This is a genomic window from Streptomyces sp. NPDC092045 (genome assembly GCF_044756005.1).
Classification (GTDB): domain Bacteria; phylum Actinomycetota; class Actinomycetes; order Streptomycetales; family Streptomycetaceae; genus Streptomyces.
In genome coordinates this window covers 357539-373412 of the sequence record NZ_JBIVSC010000001.1, presented here as the reverse complement: position 1 = coordinate 373412, position 15874 = coordinate 357539, and the positions used below count along the sequence as shown (strand labels likewise).

At 71.9% G+C, this 15874-nt stretch carries 17 protein-coding genes; 4 read left to right on the top strand and 13 right to left on the bottom strand.

Annotated features, from left to right (window positions below):
- Positions 1-103 precede the first annotated feature (103 nt).
- Together ACIQKA_RS01790 and ACIQKA_RS01785 are read left to right on the top strand one after the other, a co-directional pair.
- A complete protein-coding gene (locus ACIQKA_RS01790) occupies positions 104-658 on the top strand; it encodes a peroxiredoxin (RefSeq protein ID WP_062752446.1) in 555 nt (184 codons plus the stop codon).
- A 6-nt stretch (positions 659-664) separates the two neighbouring features.
- The gene (locus ACIQKA_RS01785) at positions 665-1204 is read left to right on the top strand and encodes an alkyl hydroperoxide reductase (RefSeq protein WP_356541717.1); all 540 of its coding nucleotides are present in this window, start codon (positions 665-667) and stop codon (positions 1202-1204) included.
- 64 nt (positions 1205-1268) lie between these two features.
- Here ACIQKA_RS01785 and ACIQKA_RS01780 read toward each other — a convergent pair whose 3' ends face one another.
- The 5 genes from ACIQKA_RS01780 to ACIQKA_RS01760 form a co-directional block, all read right to left on the bottom strand.
- Entirely contained in the window at positions 1269-1946 is a 678-nt protein-coding gene (locus ACIQKA_RS01780; RefSeq protein WP_391093339.1) for a hypothetical protein, read from the bottom strand.
- Entirely contained in the window at positions 1943-3388 is a 1446-nt protein-coding gene (locus ACIQKA_RS01775) for an AI-2E family transporter (protein ID WP_383149949.1), read from the bottom strand. Before ACIQKA_RS01775 ends, ACIQKA_RS01780 begins: the two co-directional genes overlap by 4 nt.
- Before the next feature lie 135 nt (positions 3389-3523).
- Complete coding sequence (locus ACIQKA_RS01770; protein ID WP_386363052.1) at positions 3524-4261, bottom strand: transglycosylase SLT domain-containing protein; 738 nt, start codon at positions 4259-4261, stop codon at positions 3524-3526.
- 354 nt (positions 4262-4615) lie between these two features.
- Entirely contained in the window at positions 4616-5941 is a 1326-nt protein-coding gene (locus tag ACIQKA_RS01765) for a PhoH family protein (RefSeq protein WP_383149945.1), read from the bottom strand.
- A 294-nt stretch (positions 5942-6235) separates the two neighbouring features.
- Positions 6236-6997 (bottom strand): isoprenyl transferase, encoded by a 762-nt coding sequence (locus tag ACIQKA_RS01760; RefSeq protein ID WP_402539649.1) that lies wholly within the window; start codon positions 6995-6997, stop codon positions 6236-6238.
- A 126-nt stretch (positions 6998-7123) separates the two neighbouring features.
- Here ACIQKA_RS01760 and mgrA point away from each other — a divergent pair, with 126 nt between their 5' ends.
- Complete coding sequence (gene mgrA, locus ACIQKA_RS01755) at positions 7124-8161, top strand: L-glyceraldehyde 3-phosphate reductase (RefSeq protein WP_402539647.1); 1038 nt, start codon at positions 7124-7126, stop codon at positions 8159-8161.
- A 338-nt stretch (positions 8162-8499) separates the two neighbouring features.
- Here the strand turns inward: mgrA and ACIQKA_RS01750 are convergent, their stop codons facing one another.
- Complete coding sequence (locus ACIQKA_RS01750; protein ID WP_402539646.1) at positions 8500-9237, bottom strand: prepilin peptidase; 738 nt, start codon at positions 9235-9237, stop codon at positions 8500-8502.
- A gap of 32 nt (positions 9238-9269) precedes the next feature.
- Here ACIQKA_RS01750 and ACIQKA_RS01745 point away from each other — a divergent pair, with 32 nt between their 5' ends.
- Positions 9270-9668 (top strand): DUF192 domain-containing protein, encoded by a 399-nt coding sequence (locus ACIQKA_RS01745; protein ID WP_402539645.1) that lies wholly within the window; start codon positions 9270-9272, stop codon positions 9666-9668.
- An 87-nt stretch (positions 9669-9755) separates the two neighbouring features.
- Here the strand turns inward: ACIQKA_RS01745 and ACIQKA_RS01740 are convergent, their stop codons facing one another.
- The 7 genes from ACIQKA_RS01740 to ACIQKA_RS01710 all read right to left on the bottom strand — a co-directional run bounded on the left by ACIQKA_RS01740 (position 9756) and on the right by ACIQKA_RS01710 (position 15717).
- Positions 9756-10874: a hypothetical protein gene (locus ACIQKA_RS01740; protein WP_402539643.1), complete on the bottom strand. Its 1119-nt coding sequence runs from the start codon at positions 10872-10874 to the stop codon at positions 9756-9758.
- 368 nt (positions 10875-11242) lie between these two features.
- The gene (locus tag ACIQKA_RS01735) at positions 11243-12313 is read right to left on the bottom strand and encodes a hypothetical protein (RefSeq protein WP_402539641.1); all 1071 of its coding nucleotides are present in this window, start codon (positions 12311-12313) and stop codon (positions 11243-11245) included.
- Between the two features lie 138 nt (positions 12314-12451).
- The gene (locus ACIQKA_RS01730) at positions 12452-12826 is read right to left on the bottom strand and encodes a hypothetical protein (protein ID WP_383149931.1); all 375 of its coding nucleotides are present in this window, start codon (positions 12824-12826) and stop codon (positions 12452-12454) included.
- Between the two features lie 802 nt (positions 12827-13628).
- The gene (locus ACIQKA_RS01725) at positions 13629-14252 is read right to left on the bottom strand and encodes an OmpA family protein (protein WP_383443013.1); all 624 of its coding nucleotides are present in this window, start codon (positions 14250-14252) and stop codon (positions 13629-13631) included.
- Positions 14253-14261: 9 nt separating this feature from the next.
- On the bottom strand, positions 14262-14834 hold the full coding sequence (locus tag ACIQKA_RS01720; protein WP_402539640.1) for a hypothetical protein: 573 nt from the start codon (positions 14832-14834) through the stop codon (positions 14262-14264).
- Between the two features lie 14 nt (positions 14835-14848).
- Positions 14849-15490, bottom strand: coding sequence for a pilus assembly protein TadG-related protein (locus ACIQKA_RS01715; protein ID WP_402539639.1), 642 nt, complete (start codon positions 15488-15490; stop codon positions 14849-14851).
- Between the two features lie 2 nt (positions 15491-15492).
- Entirely contained in the window at positions 15493-15717 is a 225-nt protein-coding gene (locus ACIQKA_RS01710) for a Flp family type IVb pilin (protein WP_381417533.1), read from the bottom strand.
- Between the last annotated feature and the right edge of the window lie 157 nt (positions 15718-15874).

The following is a 15874-nucleotide window of genomic DNA, read 5'->3' as shown; positions in this document are numbered from 1 at the left end:
CTAGCTATTTCACTGATCAATGCACTCCGTGCCATGCTGGTGATCCGTCCAACCCCCACGGAAGCCCCTCAAAAGGGGCGCTTCCCCGCTGCAAGGAGAGCGCGTGCTCACTGTCGGTGACCAGTTCCCCACCTACGACCTGACCGCCTGCGTGTCGCTGGAGAGCGGCAAGGAGTTCGAGCAGATCGACCACAAGTCCTACGAGGGCAAGTGGCGCGTGGTGTTCTTCTGGCCGAAGGACTTCACCTTCGTCTGCCCGACCGAGATCGCCGCGTTCGGCAAGCTGAACGACGAGTTCGCGGACCGCGACGCCCAGATCCTCGGCGTCTCCGGCGACTCCGAGTTCGTGCACCACGCCTGGCGCAAGGACCACGACGACCTGCGCGACCTGCCCTTCCCGATGCTCGCGGACTCCAAGCACGACCTGATGCGGGACTGCGGCGTCGAGGGCGAGGACGGCTTCGCCCAGCGCGCCGTCTTCATCGTGGACCCGAACAACGAGATCCAGTTCACCATGGTGACCGCCGGCTCCGTCGGCCGTAACCCCAAGGAGGTCCTGCGGGTCCTGGACGCCCTGCAGACCGACGAGCTGTGCCCGTGCAACTGGAGCAAGGGCGAGACCACGCTCGACCCCGTCAAGCTCCTCTCGGGCGAGTGATCCGCCATGGCTCTCGATGAACTCAAGGCCGCCATACCGGACTTCGCCAAGGACCTGAAGCTCAACCTGGGCTCGGTCATCGGCAACAGCGACCTCCCGCAGCAGCAGCTGTGGGGCACCGTCCTCGCCTGCGCGATCGCCTCGCGCTCGCCGAAGGTGCTCAGGGAGCTGGAGCCGGAGGCCCGGGAGAACCTGAAGCCCGAGGCGTACCAGGCCGCCAAGTCCGCCGCCGCGATCATGGCGATGAACAACGTCTTCTACCGGACCCGGCACCTCCTGTCGGACCCCGAGTACGGGACGCTGCGCGCCGGTCTGCGGATGAACGTCATCGGCAACCCGGGCGTGGAGAAGGTCGACTTCGAGCTGTGGTCGCTGGCCGTCTCCGCGATCAACGGCTGCGGCCAGTGCCTGGACTCGCACGAGCAGGTCCTGCGCCAGTCCGGTCTCGACCGCGCCACCATCCAGGAGGCCGTGAAGATCGCCGCCGTGATCCAGGCGGTCGGCGCCACCCTCGACGCGGAAGCGGTCCTCGCCGAGCAGGCCTGACCGTCCGCGCGCACCACGAGAAGGGCCCCGGGGCTTTCCGCCCCGGGGCCCTTCCGCGCGTCCGTCACTTCTTGAGTTCGGCCAGCAGGGCGAGCACGTCCTGCGTCATCGGGACCTCGATCCCGGAGAGGTCCATCGGCTCGGTCTCCTGGACGGGTTCGCCGTTCTCGTCGGTGACGTACTGCCGGGAGACGCTCAGCTCGATCTCGACCTGGCCGTCGAGGACCCGGAGCTCCCCGCCCTCGCCCCCCCGGCCGTCGAAGAGGGCCTTCTCCCCGACCCCGTCGATCGGGGTGGTGAGCTCGTAGTGCTTCCCCCACGCCTCGAACTCGGGCCCCGGGTCCGTCACCTTGTGCAGGGTGTACACGATGTTCCCGCTGTACCCCGTCTCCGGCGAGCCGAAGGTCAGCGAGCAGTCCCGCTTGTGCAGGGCCGGCCCGTCCATCACCAGTCCGGTGCCGTCCTCGCCCCGCCTGCCCAGGACCTCGGCGAGCGCCACCAGCCCGGCCTTCCCGCAGAGGTCGTCCACCTCCTTGTACCCGCCGAGGTCCGGGCCCGCCGGCTCCCTCCGCTCGTACGCGTAGAGCCCGCCGCCCCAGACCGCCGAGGCCACGACCGCGCCGCCGAGCGCCCACAGCCAGGGCCGGCGGGTCCGGGGCGGACCGGGATGCCGCGGCGCCTCGGTGAGCACCTCGGGTCTCTCGAAGCCCCCGCCGCCCACCAGCTCCGGTTCCGATATCACGCGTCCTCTCCCTGGCCCCGCTCGTCCCGCACCGAGCCGGGGGCCGGCGTCGGGGCCACTTCGTACGCGGTCGCCCCGCGCGGCTCCGGTGTGCTGCGCAGGGCCTGCTCGGTGCTGTACGCGCGCAGGTAGCCGACCGCCGTGTTGGTGACGGCGACCAGCGGGACGGCGGCGACGGCGCCGCCGATGCCGGCGGTCAGGCCGCCGGCGGCGACCGCGAGGACGACGGCGAGCGGGTGGACCCGCACCGCGCGGCCGAGGATGAACGGTTGGAGGACGTGACCCTCGATCTGCTGCACGGCGAGGACGACGACGAGCACCATCAGGGCGGTGAACACCCCGTTGGTGACCAGGGCGACGACGACCGCGAGGGCGCCGGAGACGACGGCGCCGACCAGCGGGATGAAGGCGAAGAGGAAGATGAAGACGGCGAGCGGCACGGCCATCGGCACGTCGAGGAAGTAGAGGCCGATGCCGATGAAGACGGCGTCGATGAGGGCGACGAGGACCGTGCCCCGCACGTAGGCGGTGAGGGTGCGCCAGGCGCGCGGCCCGGCGCCCGCGACGCCCGGACGGGCCTGGGCGGGCACCAGCTTCAGTGCCCACTCCCAGACCTTCTTCCCGTCGTACAGCAGGAAGAGCGTCGAGAACATGGCGAGGAGGATGCCGGTCATCGTCTCGACGACGACCGTGACGCCCTGGAGGCCGACCTGGGTGATCTGCTCGGCGTTGGTGCCGACGGAGTCGCTGAGGTTCTTGGCGATGCCGTTGATCTGCTGCTCGGTCACGTGGAAGGGGCTGTTGAGGAGCCAGCGCTTGAGCTCCTCGATGCCGCCCTTGACCTGGTCGGACAGGTTGTCGATGTTGTCCATGACCTGCCAGACCACGAACCAGCCGACCAGGCCCATCACGACGAAGCCGGAGACGGCGGTGACGGCGGTGGCGAGTCCGCGGGGCAGGCCCCTGCGGCGCAGCATGGCCACGGTGGGCTGGAGCAGGGCGGTGACGAGGAGCGCGGCGACGAACGCGAGGACGACCAGCCGCACGGAGCTGATCACCTTCATCAGGACCCAGACGGTCCCGGCGAAGACCAGCAGCCGCCAGCTCGCCTCGGCGGCCACGCGCATGCCCCAGGGGATGGCGGCGGCGGGGTCGGGGCGGGCGGCGACGGCCGGCGCGTACGAGGGGGGCGCGGGGACGGAGAGGCCGGCGCCGCCCTCCGCGGCGCCGTCCTCCTGCTCCGGCAGGGGCGCGGCGGTGTCCGGGTCGGTCCCGGGCCGCGCGGGGGCGGGCGCGGCCGCGCGGGGCCGGTCGGCGGGTCTCCCGTACGGCGCGTCGAGTTCGTCGTCCCGTTCCGCCTCGGCCCTGCGCTCGTCGAGCCGTCGGCCCACCCGGCTCAGGCCCTCGCCCAGCCGGTTCAGCCACCCTGGCACTCTCGACATGTTCTTACCCTCTTCCCCCGCCCGCTCTTCCCGGTCCTCCCCGGGTGCCCGTGGATCCCCGAACCTACACGTCCACGTGCGGAAAGCCCCCCACCGCGGGACGGTGGGGGGCTTTCCGGGGCCGGTGCGCCGGTACTAGTACCAGTGGTTGTTCTGCCAGAAGGCCCAGGCGTCGCAGGGGCTGCCGTAGCGCTCGTTCATGTAGTTGAGCCCCCACTTGATCTGGGTGGCGGGGTTGGTCCGCCAGTCGGCTCCGGCCGAGCTCATCTTGGTGCCCGGGAGGGCCTGGACGAGGCCGTAGGCGCCCGAGGAGGGGTTGACCGCGCGGTAGTTCCAGGTGGACTCGTGGTTCACGATGGTGCTGAAGCACTGGAACTGCGAGGCCGGCACGATCTGGCGGGCGATCGCCTTGACCTCGGCGATGGTGTAGGAGCTCTGCGCGGCGAAGGAGGAGATGTCGCGGGCCGCGGAACGGCTGGCGCGCTCGGCCTCCTCCTCCTTCTTCTTGCGCTCCTTCTCGGCCTTGGCCTCGGCCTCGGCCTTGACGGCCGCTTCCTTCTTGGCCTCGGCGTCCTTGGCGGCGCGCACGCGGGCCGCCTCCTCCGCGGACTTCTTCGCGGCCGAGTCGGCCGCGGCGGCCTGGACGGAGGCCTGCTCCGCGAGGGACGAGACCTGTACCTGCGCCTGCTCGCCCGCGGGGATGTCCGCGAGCAGCGTGGTGTCGGCGGCGGCGGCCTCGAAGTTGTCGTCGGCGGGCTGCGCGGCATTGCCCGAGGCGACGCCGACGACGGCGCCGACGGTGGTGACCGCAGTGGCCGAAGCCACCGCGAATCCCCGGACCGAGATCCGGCTCACACGGTTTCCTTCCAGCATCGTCCGCACAGGTGACCACGCGGGCGAAATCTTGCCCCTGGCACTGGTCTCCGAGGTACGGGGTCACAGGAGACGCGGGCCCGTGGTGCTGTGGGCGGCATACGGCGGACGGCTGTTGAGTTGTACTGCGCTCCCCGGAGGGTGCACGGGTGCCGTATGCGGGGCCTGACGGAAGCAAGACTTTGCCGGACGGCGATGCCGCAAGGCAATTCTGTGTTGCGTGTGAAAGCTCACATCGCGAAAGGGGCAGGTGTTTTGGCGCATGTGGCGGACATGGCGACGCCGCCCGGCTAAGCTCCTGCGTTTCGCCGGGCGGCGTCAACTTCCGTACCGATACAGAAAGGTACGAAACGGTCAGATCTGAACGTCCTCCAGCATCTCCGTCACGAGCGCGGCGATCGGGGAGCGCTCGGAGCGGGTGAGCGTGACGTGGGCGAACAGCGGATGCCCCTTCAGTTTCTCGATGACGGCGACGACTCCGTCGTACCGGCCCACCCGGAGGTTGTCGCGCTGGGCGACGTCATGGGTGAGCACGACCCGCGAATTCGCCCCGATCCGGGACAGGACGGTCAACAGGACGTTCCGCTCCAGGGACTGGGCCTCGTCCACGATGACGAAGGCGTCGTGGAGGGAGCGGCCCCGGATGTGGGTGAGCGGCAGGACCTCCAGCATCCCGCGGCCGAGCACCTCCTCGACGACCTCGCGGCTGGCGACCGAGGACAGCGTGTCGAAGACGGCCTGCGCCCACGGGCTCATCTTCTCGGCCTCGCTGCCCGGCAGGTAGCCGAGCTCCTGGCCGCCGACCGCGTACAGCGGGCGGAAGACCATCACCTTCTGGTGCTGACGGCGCTCCAGGACCGCCTCCAGGCCCGCGCAGAGCGCGAGCGCGGACTTGCCGGTGCCGGCCCGGCCGCCCATGGAGATGATGCCGACGTCCGGGTCGAGGAGCAGGTCGAGCGCGATCCGCTGCTCGGCGCTGCGGCCGCGCAGCCCGAAGGCCTCCCGGTCGCCCCTGACGAGCCGCACGTTCCCCTCGGCGGTGACCCGGCCGAGCGCCTTGCCGCGCTCGGACTGGAGCACCAGGCCCGTGTGGACCGGGAGCTCGGCGGCCTCCGGCACGTACAGCGTCTCCTGGTCGTAGAGCAGGTCCACCTGGTCGGCGGAGAGTCCGAGCTCGGACATCCCGGTCCAGCCGTTGGCGTCCGTGATGGCGAGCTCGGCCCGGTACTCCTCGGCGAGGAGTCCGACCGAGGAGGCCTTGATGCGCAGCGGCAGGTCCTTGGAGACGACCGTGACGTCGTACCCCTCGGCCTGGAGGTTGCGCGCGACCGCGAGGATCCGTGAGTCGTTGTCCCCCAACCGGTAGCCGGCGGGCAGGACGCCGGGGTCGGAATGGTTGAGTTCGACACGCAGGGTGCCGCCCAGGTCCCCGATGGGGAGCGGGGCGTCGAGGCGTCCGTACCGGATCCGGAAGTCGTCGAGCAGGCGCAGGGCCTGCCGGGCGAAGTAGCCGAGCTCCGGATGGTGCCGCTTGGCCTCCAGCTCCGTGACCACGACGATCGGGAGCACCACCTCGTGCTCCTCGAAACGGGACACGGCGTTGGGGTCGGCCAGCAGGACGCTGGTGTCGAGAACATAGGTGCGCCGGTCGGAAAGGCGGCGCTTCGTGCTGGTCACCACGGAAGGACAGACCCCCTCTGAAGACCCCTGTGAGGTCGGGGCGCGACGGAACCGGTGTCGCTGCGGGATGGGACCGGGTGCGGGCCGCGATGCGCGGGCCGTACCACGGCCCTCCACGTCTCCCGTGCGTGTCCCGCACGGTCGTCCTGGTGCAAGGGGCCTCCCGGGTGGCGGTCTCCGTGCCGCTCACTTCACCAGGGATATGCCCTCGAACGAGCTCTGCCATGCCATGGCATATGACGACGTGTTCGTGAACACGAGGTGATCGGTTCCGACCGGGGCGACGGGGGTGCGTCAGGTGCCGTAGCGCCGGTGCCGGGCGGCGTAGTCGCGCAGCGCCCGGAGGAAGTCGACCTTGCGGAAGGCCGGCCAGTGGACCTCGCAGAAGTAGTACTCCGAGTGGGCGCTCTGCCAGAGCATGAACCCGGAGAGCCGCTGCTCGCCGCTGGTGCGGATCACCAGGTCCGGGTCGGGCTGGCCGCGCGTGTAGAGGTGCTCGGAGATGTGCTCGACGTCGACGATCTCGGCGAGCTCCTCGAAGCTCGTGCCCCGGTCGGCGTGCTCCAGGAGGAGCGAGCGGACCGCGTCGGCGATCTCCTGGCGGCCGCCGTAGCCCACGGCGACGTTCACGAGTATCCCCGTGTTGCCCCGGGTGGCCTCCTGGGTCTCCTTCAGGACGGACTGGGTGCGGGCGGGCAGCAGGTCCATGGTGCCGACGTGGTGGACCCGCCAGCGGCCGTCGGAGGCCAGCGCGCGCACGGCGTTCTCGATGATGCCGAGCAGCGGGACGAGCTGCTCCTCGGGCCGGTTCAGGTTGTCCGTGGAGAGCATCCAGAGCGTGACGACCTCGACGTCGGTCTCGGCGCACCAGCCGAGCAGCTCCCGGATCTTGTCCGCGCCGGCCTTGTGTCCCTGCTCGGGGGTCCCGCCGGACGCCTTGGCCCAGCGCCGGTTCCCGTCGAGGATGACCCCGATGTGCTTGGGCACCTGGGCGTGGTCGAGACGGCCCTCCACCCGGCGTGCGTAGAGCCCGTACACCAGGTCGCGCAGGTTCACCGTTCTTTACCCCTCTGTGCAGCGACGGACCCCAGGCATCGGCGGTCCGCAGGCGGCCACACTACTGCGCGGGGGCTGCGGGCTCCCAGCCCGGGACGGTCACAAGTCCGTGATAAGCAGAGATACGTGACTGATTCCTCCCCGTACCGCGCTTCCGCGGACCGCTACGACACCATGGAGTACCGCCGCACGGGCCGCAGCGGCCTCAAGCTCCCGGCGGTCTCGCTCGGCCTCTGGCACAACTTCGGCGACGACCGCGCCCTCGACTCGCAGCGCGCGATCCTGCGCCGCGCCTTCGACCTGGGCGTCACCCACTTCGACCTCGCGAACAACTACGGACCGCCGCCCGGCTCGGCCGAGCTGAACTTCGGCAAGATCTTCGCCCAGGACTTCGCCCCGTACCGGGACGAACTGGTCGTCTCGACCAAGGCCGGCTATCTGATGCACCCCGGGCCGTACGGCGAGTGGGGCTCCCGCAAGTACCTGCTGTCCTCGCTCGACGCCTCCCTGGACCGGATGGGCCTCGACTACGTCGACGTCTTCTACTCGCACCGCTTCGACCCGGAGACCCCGCTGGAGGAGACGATGGGGGCCCTGGCCTCCGCCGTCCGGCAGGGCAAGGCGCTGTACGTCGGCGTCTCCTCCTACACGAGCGAGCAGACCGCCGAGGCCGCGCGGATCCTGAAGGAGATGGGCGTCCCGGCCCTCATCCACCAGCCCTCGTACTCGATGATCAACCGCTGGACCGAGGAGGACGGCCTCCTCGACACCCTGGAGGCGGCCGGCATGGGCTGCATCTCCTTCGTGCCGCTGGCGCAGGGGCTGCTGACCAACAAGTACCTGAAGGGCATCCCGGAGGGCTCGCGGGCCACCCAGGGCAAGTCCCTCGACCCGAACCTGCTCTCCGACGAGGTGCTGCGGCGCCTGCGCGGCCTCGCGGACATCGCGGAGCGGCGCGACCAGTCCCTGGCGCAGCTCGCGCTGTCGTGGGTGCTGCGGGACCCCCGGATGACCTCGGCGCTGATCGGCGCGTCCAGCGTCGCCCAGCTGGAGGAGAACGTGGCCGCGCTCGCCGGCGCCCCCCTCACGGACGAGGAGCTGACGGAGATCGACTCGTTCGCGGTCGACACGGCGGGCACGAACATCTGGGCCGGCCGGGGCTGACACCGCCCCGTCCCGTACCGGGCCCGCGGCGGACTCTCGGCGGACTCTCGGCGGACTCGCGGCGGACTCGCGGCGGACTCGCGGCGGGAAAGAAAAAACGGGCCGGTCCGTGGGGGGGATACGGACCGGCCCGAGGGGGGGTTTCCACCATAACCCTTCGTTAGTCGTCCCGCGCGCCACGCGCGCCCGGAGTCCCGCCCGGAATCCCCCGGATCCCGGGCGGGACAAGGGCTGTGGGGCCTCGTGGCGGGTTTACGCCCCGGCGTGGCGGCGGGGTTCCGTCCCTCCCAGGGGGGACCGGGCGGCGGGGGCGCGACGTTGACGCGGGGACGGGCCCCTCAGGGGACGGCGGTGAACGCGCCGAGGAGGACGCCGAGCAGTCCGCCCGCGAGCATGAAGGGCCCGAAGGGGATCGCCGAGGAGCGGTCGGCCCGCCGCAGCAGGACCAGGCCGAGGCCGTACACCGCGCCGAGGAGGAAGCCGGCGAACGCCCCGGCGAAGAGGATCCCCCAGCCGTACCAGCCCAGGGCAGCGCCCAGCGGGAGCGCCAGCTTCACGTCGCCGAAGCCGAGGCCGCTCGGGTTGACCAGGAAGAGCACCAGGTAGCCGCCGCCGAGGGCGAGCGCGCCGAGCAGCGCGTGGAACCAGGAACCGGCGTCGTACGGCAGGAGCTCGGCGGCTCCGAGGAGCAGCGGCAGGGCGGCGGCGAGCGGCAGCGTCAGCCCGTCCGGCAGCCGGTGGACGCGGGCGTCGACGCAGCCGAGGAGGACGGCGAGGGGCGCGGCGAGCAGCCAGACCGCCAGCTCGGGCCGGAGCGTGCCGGTGGCGGCGGCGAGCGCGGCGCAGACCAGGGCGGTGAGCAGCGGGGCGGCGACCGGGGCGGCGGTCGCGCAGTCCCCCCGGCCGGGCCCGCCGAGCCAGCCCCGCGCGGGCCCCACGAGCACGTGCCCGGCGGGGCAGCGGTCCCGCCACGGCTCCTCCGGCTCCACGGCGAGCCGGTGGGCGGCACGCGGGACGAGCAGCCCGGCGGCGGCGCCCCACAGGGCGGCGGCGGTGATCAGCAGCGAGACGTCCACGGGGCAGACCCTAGGGGGCTACGGTCTGGCGCATGGGGAAATGGAAGGACGGTACGGGGACGTTGGCGGCGCCCGGGGACCTCGCGGTCCCCCTGGAGGTGGCGGCGTCGTACCGGGCGCGGCGGCGGGGGCTGCTCGGGCGGGACGGGATCGCGGGGGCGCTGCTGATCGTCCGGACGAACAGCGTGCACACCTTCGGCATGCGGTTCGCGATCGACGTGGCGTACCTGGACCGCTCCTTCCGGGTCCTGTCCGTGGTCACGATGCGGCCGGGCCGGCTGGGCATGCTCCGACCGCGCGGCCGGCACGTCCTGGAGGCGGAGGCGGGCGCGATGGCGGGGTGGGGGGTGCGGCGGGGGGTACGCGTGCGCGTGGAGACCGGACCGGTGGAGGGCGCGCTCCGGGGAGTCCCCGGGGAGGGGCCGGGGTGAGGGCGTCCTGGGGAGGGGCCGGGCCGGGGAGGTCCAACAGGGGGTCCGGTCCGGGAAGGTCCAACAGGGGACCCGGCCCGGGGGGTTCTACGGAGGACCCGGCCCGAGGAGGGTGAAGGCGCCGTACGCGGCGGAGGCGAGGGCGAGGCCGGCGAGGACCGGGACGGCGGTGCGGGGCCGGAGCAGCGCGAGGGCGGCGGCGGGCGGGAGCAGCAGTCCGAAGGCGGGCATCATCAGGCGCGGCCGGGAGCCGAAGTAGGCGGCGCCGACGAGGGAGACGAGGACGACGCCGATCGTATAAACGAGCAGGGGCAGCGGCTGCCGCTGCCGTACGCAGAGGACGACGAGCCAGGCGAGCAGGGCGAGCGCGGCGGTCAGGCCGAGGGCGGCGGGCCAGGGCAGGCCCGCGATGAACCGGGCGAGCGCGAGGCCGCCGTCGACGGAGTTGCCCCAGGCGGCCTGAACCTCGAAGTAGGCGGTGGGGCTGCCCTCCCGCGCCCCCACGTACACGACGTACCCGAGCCAGCCCAGGGGTGCGATCAGCACGCCGGCCACCGTGCGGGCGGACAGGCGGCGGTCCCGTACGAGGGCGGCGAGGGCGGTGATCCCGAGCGCGGCGATCAGGGCGGCGGCGGTGGGGCGGGTGAGGCCGGCGGCGGCGCAGAGGAGACCGGCGAGGATCCAGCGGTCGCGCAGGACCGCGTACAGGGACCAGGCGGCGAGGGCGGTGAAGAGGGTCTCCGTGTACGCCATGGACTGGACGAACGCGGTCGGGTACACGCCCCACAGGACGGCGAGCAGGACCCCGGTCCGCGGCCCGGAGGCGTGGGCGCCGCACCGGAAGACGCCCCAGGCGGCGGCGAGTCCGGCGGCCCAGGAGACGAGGAGCCCGGCGGTGGCGGCGTCGAGGGGCGACACGGCGGACAGGCCGCGCTCCAGGGCCGGGAGGAGCGGGAAGAAGGCCAGGTCGGAGTGGACGTCCCCGTTGGGCAGGACGGTCTCGTACCCGTAGCCGTGCTCGGCGATCCGCACGTACCAGACGGAGTCCCAGCGGCCCTTGAGCCGGTGCAGCCCGTCCTCGCCGGTCGCGGCGGCGGCGATCGCGAGGACGGCGAGGCCGACCGCGCGGGTGGCGGCGTAGCCGCCGAGGGCGAGGAGGAGGGGGCGGGAGGGCCGGCGGGGGCCGTCGGGGCGGGACGGGGGCATGGGTTCGATTATCGCGGGCGGTCGAAGGGGTCCGGTCCGGGGCCGGTCCGGGGCCGGTCCGAGGCCGGTCCGAGGCCGGTCCGGGCGCGATCGGGCACGATCGGGCACGATCGGAGGCCGGACCGGGTACGCGCCGAGGGCCGGGTTCGGGTTCGGGTTCGGGCAGGGCCGGTCCGGGCAGGGCCGGTTCGGGCAGGGCCGGTTCGGGTTCGGGCGGGTCCTGATCGGGCTCGGGCGGGGCCGGTCCGGGTTCGGGCGGGTCCTGATCGGGCTCGGGCGGGGCCGGTCCGGGTCCGGGTTCACGTTCGTGTTTGCGTTCGGGCAGGGCCGGTCCGGGTCCGCGCTCGGGTCCGCGCTCGGGCTCGGGCTCAGGCGAGGAGGCGGGTCACGACGACGAGGGTGACCAGTGCGGCCAGCGCGACGGCGGCGATCAGCCGGACGCGGTTCCCGGAGGGCCACGCGGCGACGTGCGGCCCGTCGCGCCCGGGGACGACGAAGAACACCCGGTGGGGGTCCGAGGCGAGGGTGACGCGGGCCAGGGACAGATGGCGCAGGGTGACCCGGCGGGCCACCTCGCCCTCGTGCCGGACGAGCCACGGCTCCAGGGTCCCGGCCACCTCCGCGTCGGTGTCGCGCGCCAGGGAGGAGCGCGGGCCGGCCACGCGGACGTCGGTCCAGGCCCCGTGGTCGCGGGCGCTCTTCCACGCCCCGTACGGCAGGTCGGGGACGGCGATCTTGACCTTCACGTCGAGCGGACTCCTGGTGACGACGCCCTCGGTCCACGTCACGGTCCGCGCGGTGCCCCCGCAGCGCCGGTGGGGGACGGTGCCCGCCCGGTCGCAGCCGGAGCAGGCGCGGGAGCCCGAACCGCCGCACCGGGCGCAGGTGGTCCTGCCGCGTCCGCCGCAGTCGGCGCACGCCGAGTTCGCAGTGCCGCACTGGCCGCACGTCACGCGTCCCACCCGTCCCTGCTGTCCCGCGTCCGGCCGGCCGTACGTCCGGCTGCGGCGGCCGGTGCCGTCGCACCACAGGCAGCTCGCGACCCCCTGGCACCCGCCGCAGGCCTTGGCCGGGGCGCACGGCAGCTCGCCGGTCCCCCGGCAGCGTTCGCAGGACACCACGCCGTTGCCGCACTCGCAGGACCGGTCGTCCACCGAACCGCGCCGCACCAGTCTCAGGGTCGTCTCGACGGCGGGGTCCTCGGGAGGCGGTACGCGGTACGAGTCGAGGGCGGAGCCGTACACGGGCCGGTCCGACAGGTCGACGAAGCCCTGGTGGAACCGCTCCTCCTCCGTGCGGGTCTCCAGGGAGCGCAGGACCCGCCCCTCGATCAGGAGGTGCCGGGTGACGGTCGCCTCCCCGGGGGAGGCCGGGCCGGCCCCACCGCGCTCCTCGGCCCGGCGCCGCACGGCCGCCAGGACGTCCTCGTCGCTCAGCACGCTCGCGCCACCCCCGGTCCGCGCCGGAGCGCGTCAGCCTCGGCGTGTCCGCGAAACGATACCCAAGTACCTCTGGAGGGTGGCGGGTTAAATAACGCGAGGGGTCGGCGGAGGGGCGGCGGGGGCCCGACGCGAGGATCAGCCGAACGGTCTCATGCGGGCGAACTTCGCGGCCATGACGGGGCCGAGCCGGTGGACGATGGCGTGTCCGGGCTCGTGCGGGGAGGGCAGGTCGCCCAGGAACGAGGTGACGATGACCTCGTCGACGCCGAGGACCCCGCGACGGCTCTCCTCCTCCAGGAAGGCGAGCGTGCGGCGCCAGTCGGGCGCGGCCGGGTCCTCGCCGAGGAAGGAGCGGACGGTGTCCTGGACGACCTCCCAGAAGAACACGTGCGGAAGCACGCCGCCCTGATGGAGCAGATGGGTCTCGTAGGCCTCGCGGAACTCGGGAATCCGGGTGACCAGGTCGCTGACCAACTGCACACTCGGCGTCACGCTCGGCGTCGTCGTCATCGATCCAGGATGCTCCTGCCCGACGGCCGCGTCCCGACGCTTTTGCGCTTTCCTGGGAACGTCTTTCGCCGGGTTTTTCCGGAGAGGCGCGAAGTGTCCCCCTTCCGTGGCCCGTCGACCTCGTGTACGAGCCGGCGGTACGCGGCGGAGGGCGGTGGCCACGGGGCGCGGCACCGGCCCCGTACGGGGACGGCCGGGTGAGGGCGACGGGACTCGCGGCAAGGTCCGTTGGCCACGTTCGATCACCACCGTGTTGCCCCTCGGCCCACCTCGGGGAGAAACAGGACGGGGGGGGCGGGGTGCTTCTGCCGGCAGCCGAGAGGAAAAGGGGTTCCCGGCGCCCACGCCCCCACGCCTCCGAGTGGCCACCCGCGCAGCCGGGTCCCGGCTCGCCCACGGGTCCGTTCCCGCCTCCACCCCGCGCCGAGGACCGGGAGGCCTACGCCGACCGGCACCCCGGTGCAGGCCGACCTGACGCACCGGCAGCCCTCCTCCGGGGTCCTCGCCCTGAAGAACGGCCGCAACGCCGCCCAGCTCCAGCCCACGGGCCCCTCGGAGAAGGCCGAGTACTGCGCCGGGGTGGCCCGGGTCGGCGGCTTCACCGAGACCCGGATGCACGAGTGGGGCCTCCCCGCGAAGACCGTCCTCCGCGGCGTGACCGACAAGGACGACATCGCGCGGGCCGCGATCACCGGCTTCACCGGGGGTGACCCGAACGGGATCCGGGAACCGCCCGCGCGGATCGGCCTCCGGGCCACCCTGTGGAAGCCGCGGGGCCGGGGCGCACCGCCGGCGCCGTCGCTCAGGGAGTGGCGGCGGGCGGTGTGGTGCGCGGGAAGGAGATCTCGACCCGGCGGTTCTTCTTGCGGCCCTCTTCGGTGGCGTTGTCGGCGATCGGGTAGTCCTCGCTGTAGCCGCGGATGTCGAAGGTGGTCCCGGGGCCCAGGCTCCGGGAGAGCACCTGCTGCACGGCTGCGGCGCGCTGCTTCGAGAGCTTCAGGCCGTGTTCGTACGTCCCGAGGTTGTCGGTGAAGCCGAAGACCCGGACCCGTCCGGATCCCTGCTTGTCGATCTCGGCGGCGATCGCGGCGATCCGGCTCGTGGCGGCGGCCCCGAGCTTGGCGCTGTCCTTCGGGAACAGCACCTCGGCCTGGAGCGCGAACGTCACGTCCACGTTGGTGTCCTGACGGCGCTGCGCGCCGCCCTCCTCCTCGACGATCTGCTTGATGTCGAGGACCTTCGGAGCCGCGAGGGCGGCGCCGTCGGGCAGCATCAGGCCCGGCGCGCTCTCGTCGATGACGGGCACGGGGGACGCGGTGCCGGCGGAGCCGGGCGGATCGTCGGCGTGGGCGAGCGGCACGGAGACGGGCCACAGGACCACGGAGACGAGGGCGATTGCGGCGAGGCGGCGGGGTGTCGTCGTCATGGCGTCGCCTCAGGAGAGTTTGAGGGTGGCGGGTTCGAAGGTGGGGAGTTGGAAGGAGACTTCGGTGGTGGAGGTGGGGGGGGCGGGGAATTGCATGAAGACGGCGGTGGACTTGCCCGGACCGAGGCTGTCAAGCCCGATGGTGGTGAGCGGTCGCCCGTCCGTGTCCCTCAGCACGTAGTATCGCTTCTTTCCGACGGAGTCCACGAGCGAGGCACCGCCCAAGGATGTTCCGTGCTTGACCACTTCGGTCTCGTCGCCGCTCATCCTGGCTGGAAGAGCCGTGACTGACTCGCCGGTATTTCGCAGTCGCCCCTTGACGGTGACGAAGCCACCAGCGTCTTGCTCCACTGAGTTGAGGACCAGTTCAAGCCCCTTCTGTCCCTTGACGACGGCGATCTCTTCCAGCGACTCCTCAGCGGTGGGCTGTTCTTGACTGCCCTGGCTCTTCTGGGGGGAAGTGGTCTTCGCAGTCGGCTTATTCTCATTCGGCTTGTCCTCGGCACCGCAACCGACCGCAAGGAAGGCCACCGACACGACCGCGAGGGAGGCCAGCCCTCTTCGTGCGTACCGAACGTTCATGAAGCGTGCTTCCTTTACTCGTCGTCGCCGGCCAGTCGAACAGTGAAGAGGTCGGCAGCACTGGGCAGTTCGGGGTCATTAGGATCGATCATCCAGGAAACACCATTACAGTTCAGACCGGTGATCGGTTCCGGTTCCTGCTCTTCCCCCGGTTCTGTCGGGCCGGGATCCGGTTCTGTTTCCTCCGGCGCCGTCTCCCCTGGTGCCACAAAGCGGCACTTGGGCTCGATCACGGCATTCGCAGACGCGGTGGCATGTTGCGCTTCCGCTCCTGTCGTCCTGACTGTGACGCTGAAACCCTTGAGCCCCCCAGCAAGGCGGAGACAGGCATTCCCTCTACTGTCAAGGCTCGCGCCGTTCCTGGCAGCGAAGACCGCCGCTTGCCGACACGCGGAGGGTTCGGTGAACCCCTCTCCTCCAAGGAACTCACCCCACTGCGCAGGGTCGAGGATCACATCGAGCCATCCCTCACGCAGTTGCTCCCGAGCATCCTGAGCAGCCGCGAGTGCTGCCGCGTCTGCGGCGGTCTGGGCGCTGTTACGAGTAACAGCGGCCTGCCCGAACGCGAAGTAGACAAAGGCCAAGAACAGCAGCCCCGCCATAGCGGCGATGTAGACGGGAAACGCCTGGCCTGCGTCCGATAAGTCGCGAACCACACTTACTCGCCGCCGCCACCAGTCAGCTCGGCGATCTTCTGGCTGATGGCGGTCTTGATCGACTGTCCGAGATCCGTCCCGGTGATCGCCACCACAATCGCCACCACCACCACGATGATCCCCAGATACTCCACCGCCGTCTGCCCCCGGTCCCCCGTCCTGGACATCGCGCGAGTGGTCAGTTCGATCCTGGCCTTGGTCAGGGCCTTCAGCATCGCGTCGTTCATCGTGGTCCCCTCCGCGTTCGGACGCCTGCGCTCCGGAACGGTATGCCCGTGGAGCCGTCGGTGCACAGGGTCCCTGGGCCCATTCGTCAGGTCGGGTCATGGGAGGGACCTCGTGCCCCGCCAGGAGGTTATGGCCTCGGCACCGGTGCGGGTGTGG

What these genes read in the sequence shown, in the direction of transcription:
- ACIQKA_RS01785 (WP_356541717.1), top strand. Translation starts at nt 665, where the DNA reads ATGGCTCTCGATGAACTCAAGGCCGCCATACCGGACTTCGCCAAGGAC.
- ACIQKA_RS01775 (WP_383149949.1), bottom strand. Translation starts at nt 3,388, where the DNA reads ATGTCGAGAGTGCCAGGGTGGCTGAACCGGCTGGGCGAGGGCCTGAGC.
- ACIQKA_RS01770 (WP_386363052.1), bottom strand. Translation starts at nt 4,261, where the DNA reads ATGCTGGAAGGAAACCGTGTGAGCCGGATCTCGGTCCGGGGATTCGCG.
- ACIQKA_RS01745 (WP_402539645.1), top strand. Translation starts at nt 9,270, where the DNA reads ATGGGGAAATGGAAGGACGGTACGGGGACGTTGGCGGCGCCCGGGGAC.
- ACIQKA_RS01740 (WP_402539643.1), bottom strand. Translation starts at nt 10,874, where the DNA reads ATGCCCCCGTCCCGCCCCGACGGCCCCCGCCGGCCCTCCCGCCCCCTC.
- ACIQKA_RS01730 (WP_383149931.1), bottom strand. Translation starts at nt 12,826, where the DNA reads ATGACGACGACGCCGAGCGTGACGCCGAGTGTGCAGTTGGTCAGCGAC.
- ACIQKA_RS01725 (WP_383443013.1), bottom strand. Translation starts at nt 14,252, where the DNA reads ATGACGACGACACCCCGCCGCCTCGCCGCAATCGCCCTCGTCTCCGTG.
- ACIQKA_RS01720 (WP_402539640.1), bottom strand. Translation starts at nt 14,834, where the DNA reads ATGAACGTTCGGTACGCACGAAGAGGGCTGGCCTCCCTCGCGGTCGTG.
- ACIQKA_RS01710 (WP_381417533.1), bottom strand. Translation starts at nt 15,717, where the DNA reads ATGAACGACGCGATGCTGAAGGCCCTGACCAAGGCCAGGATCGAACTG.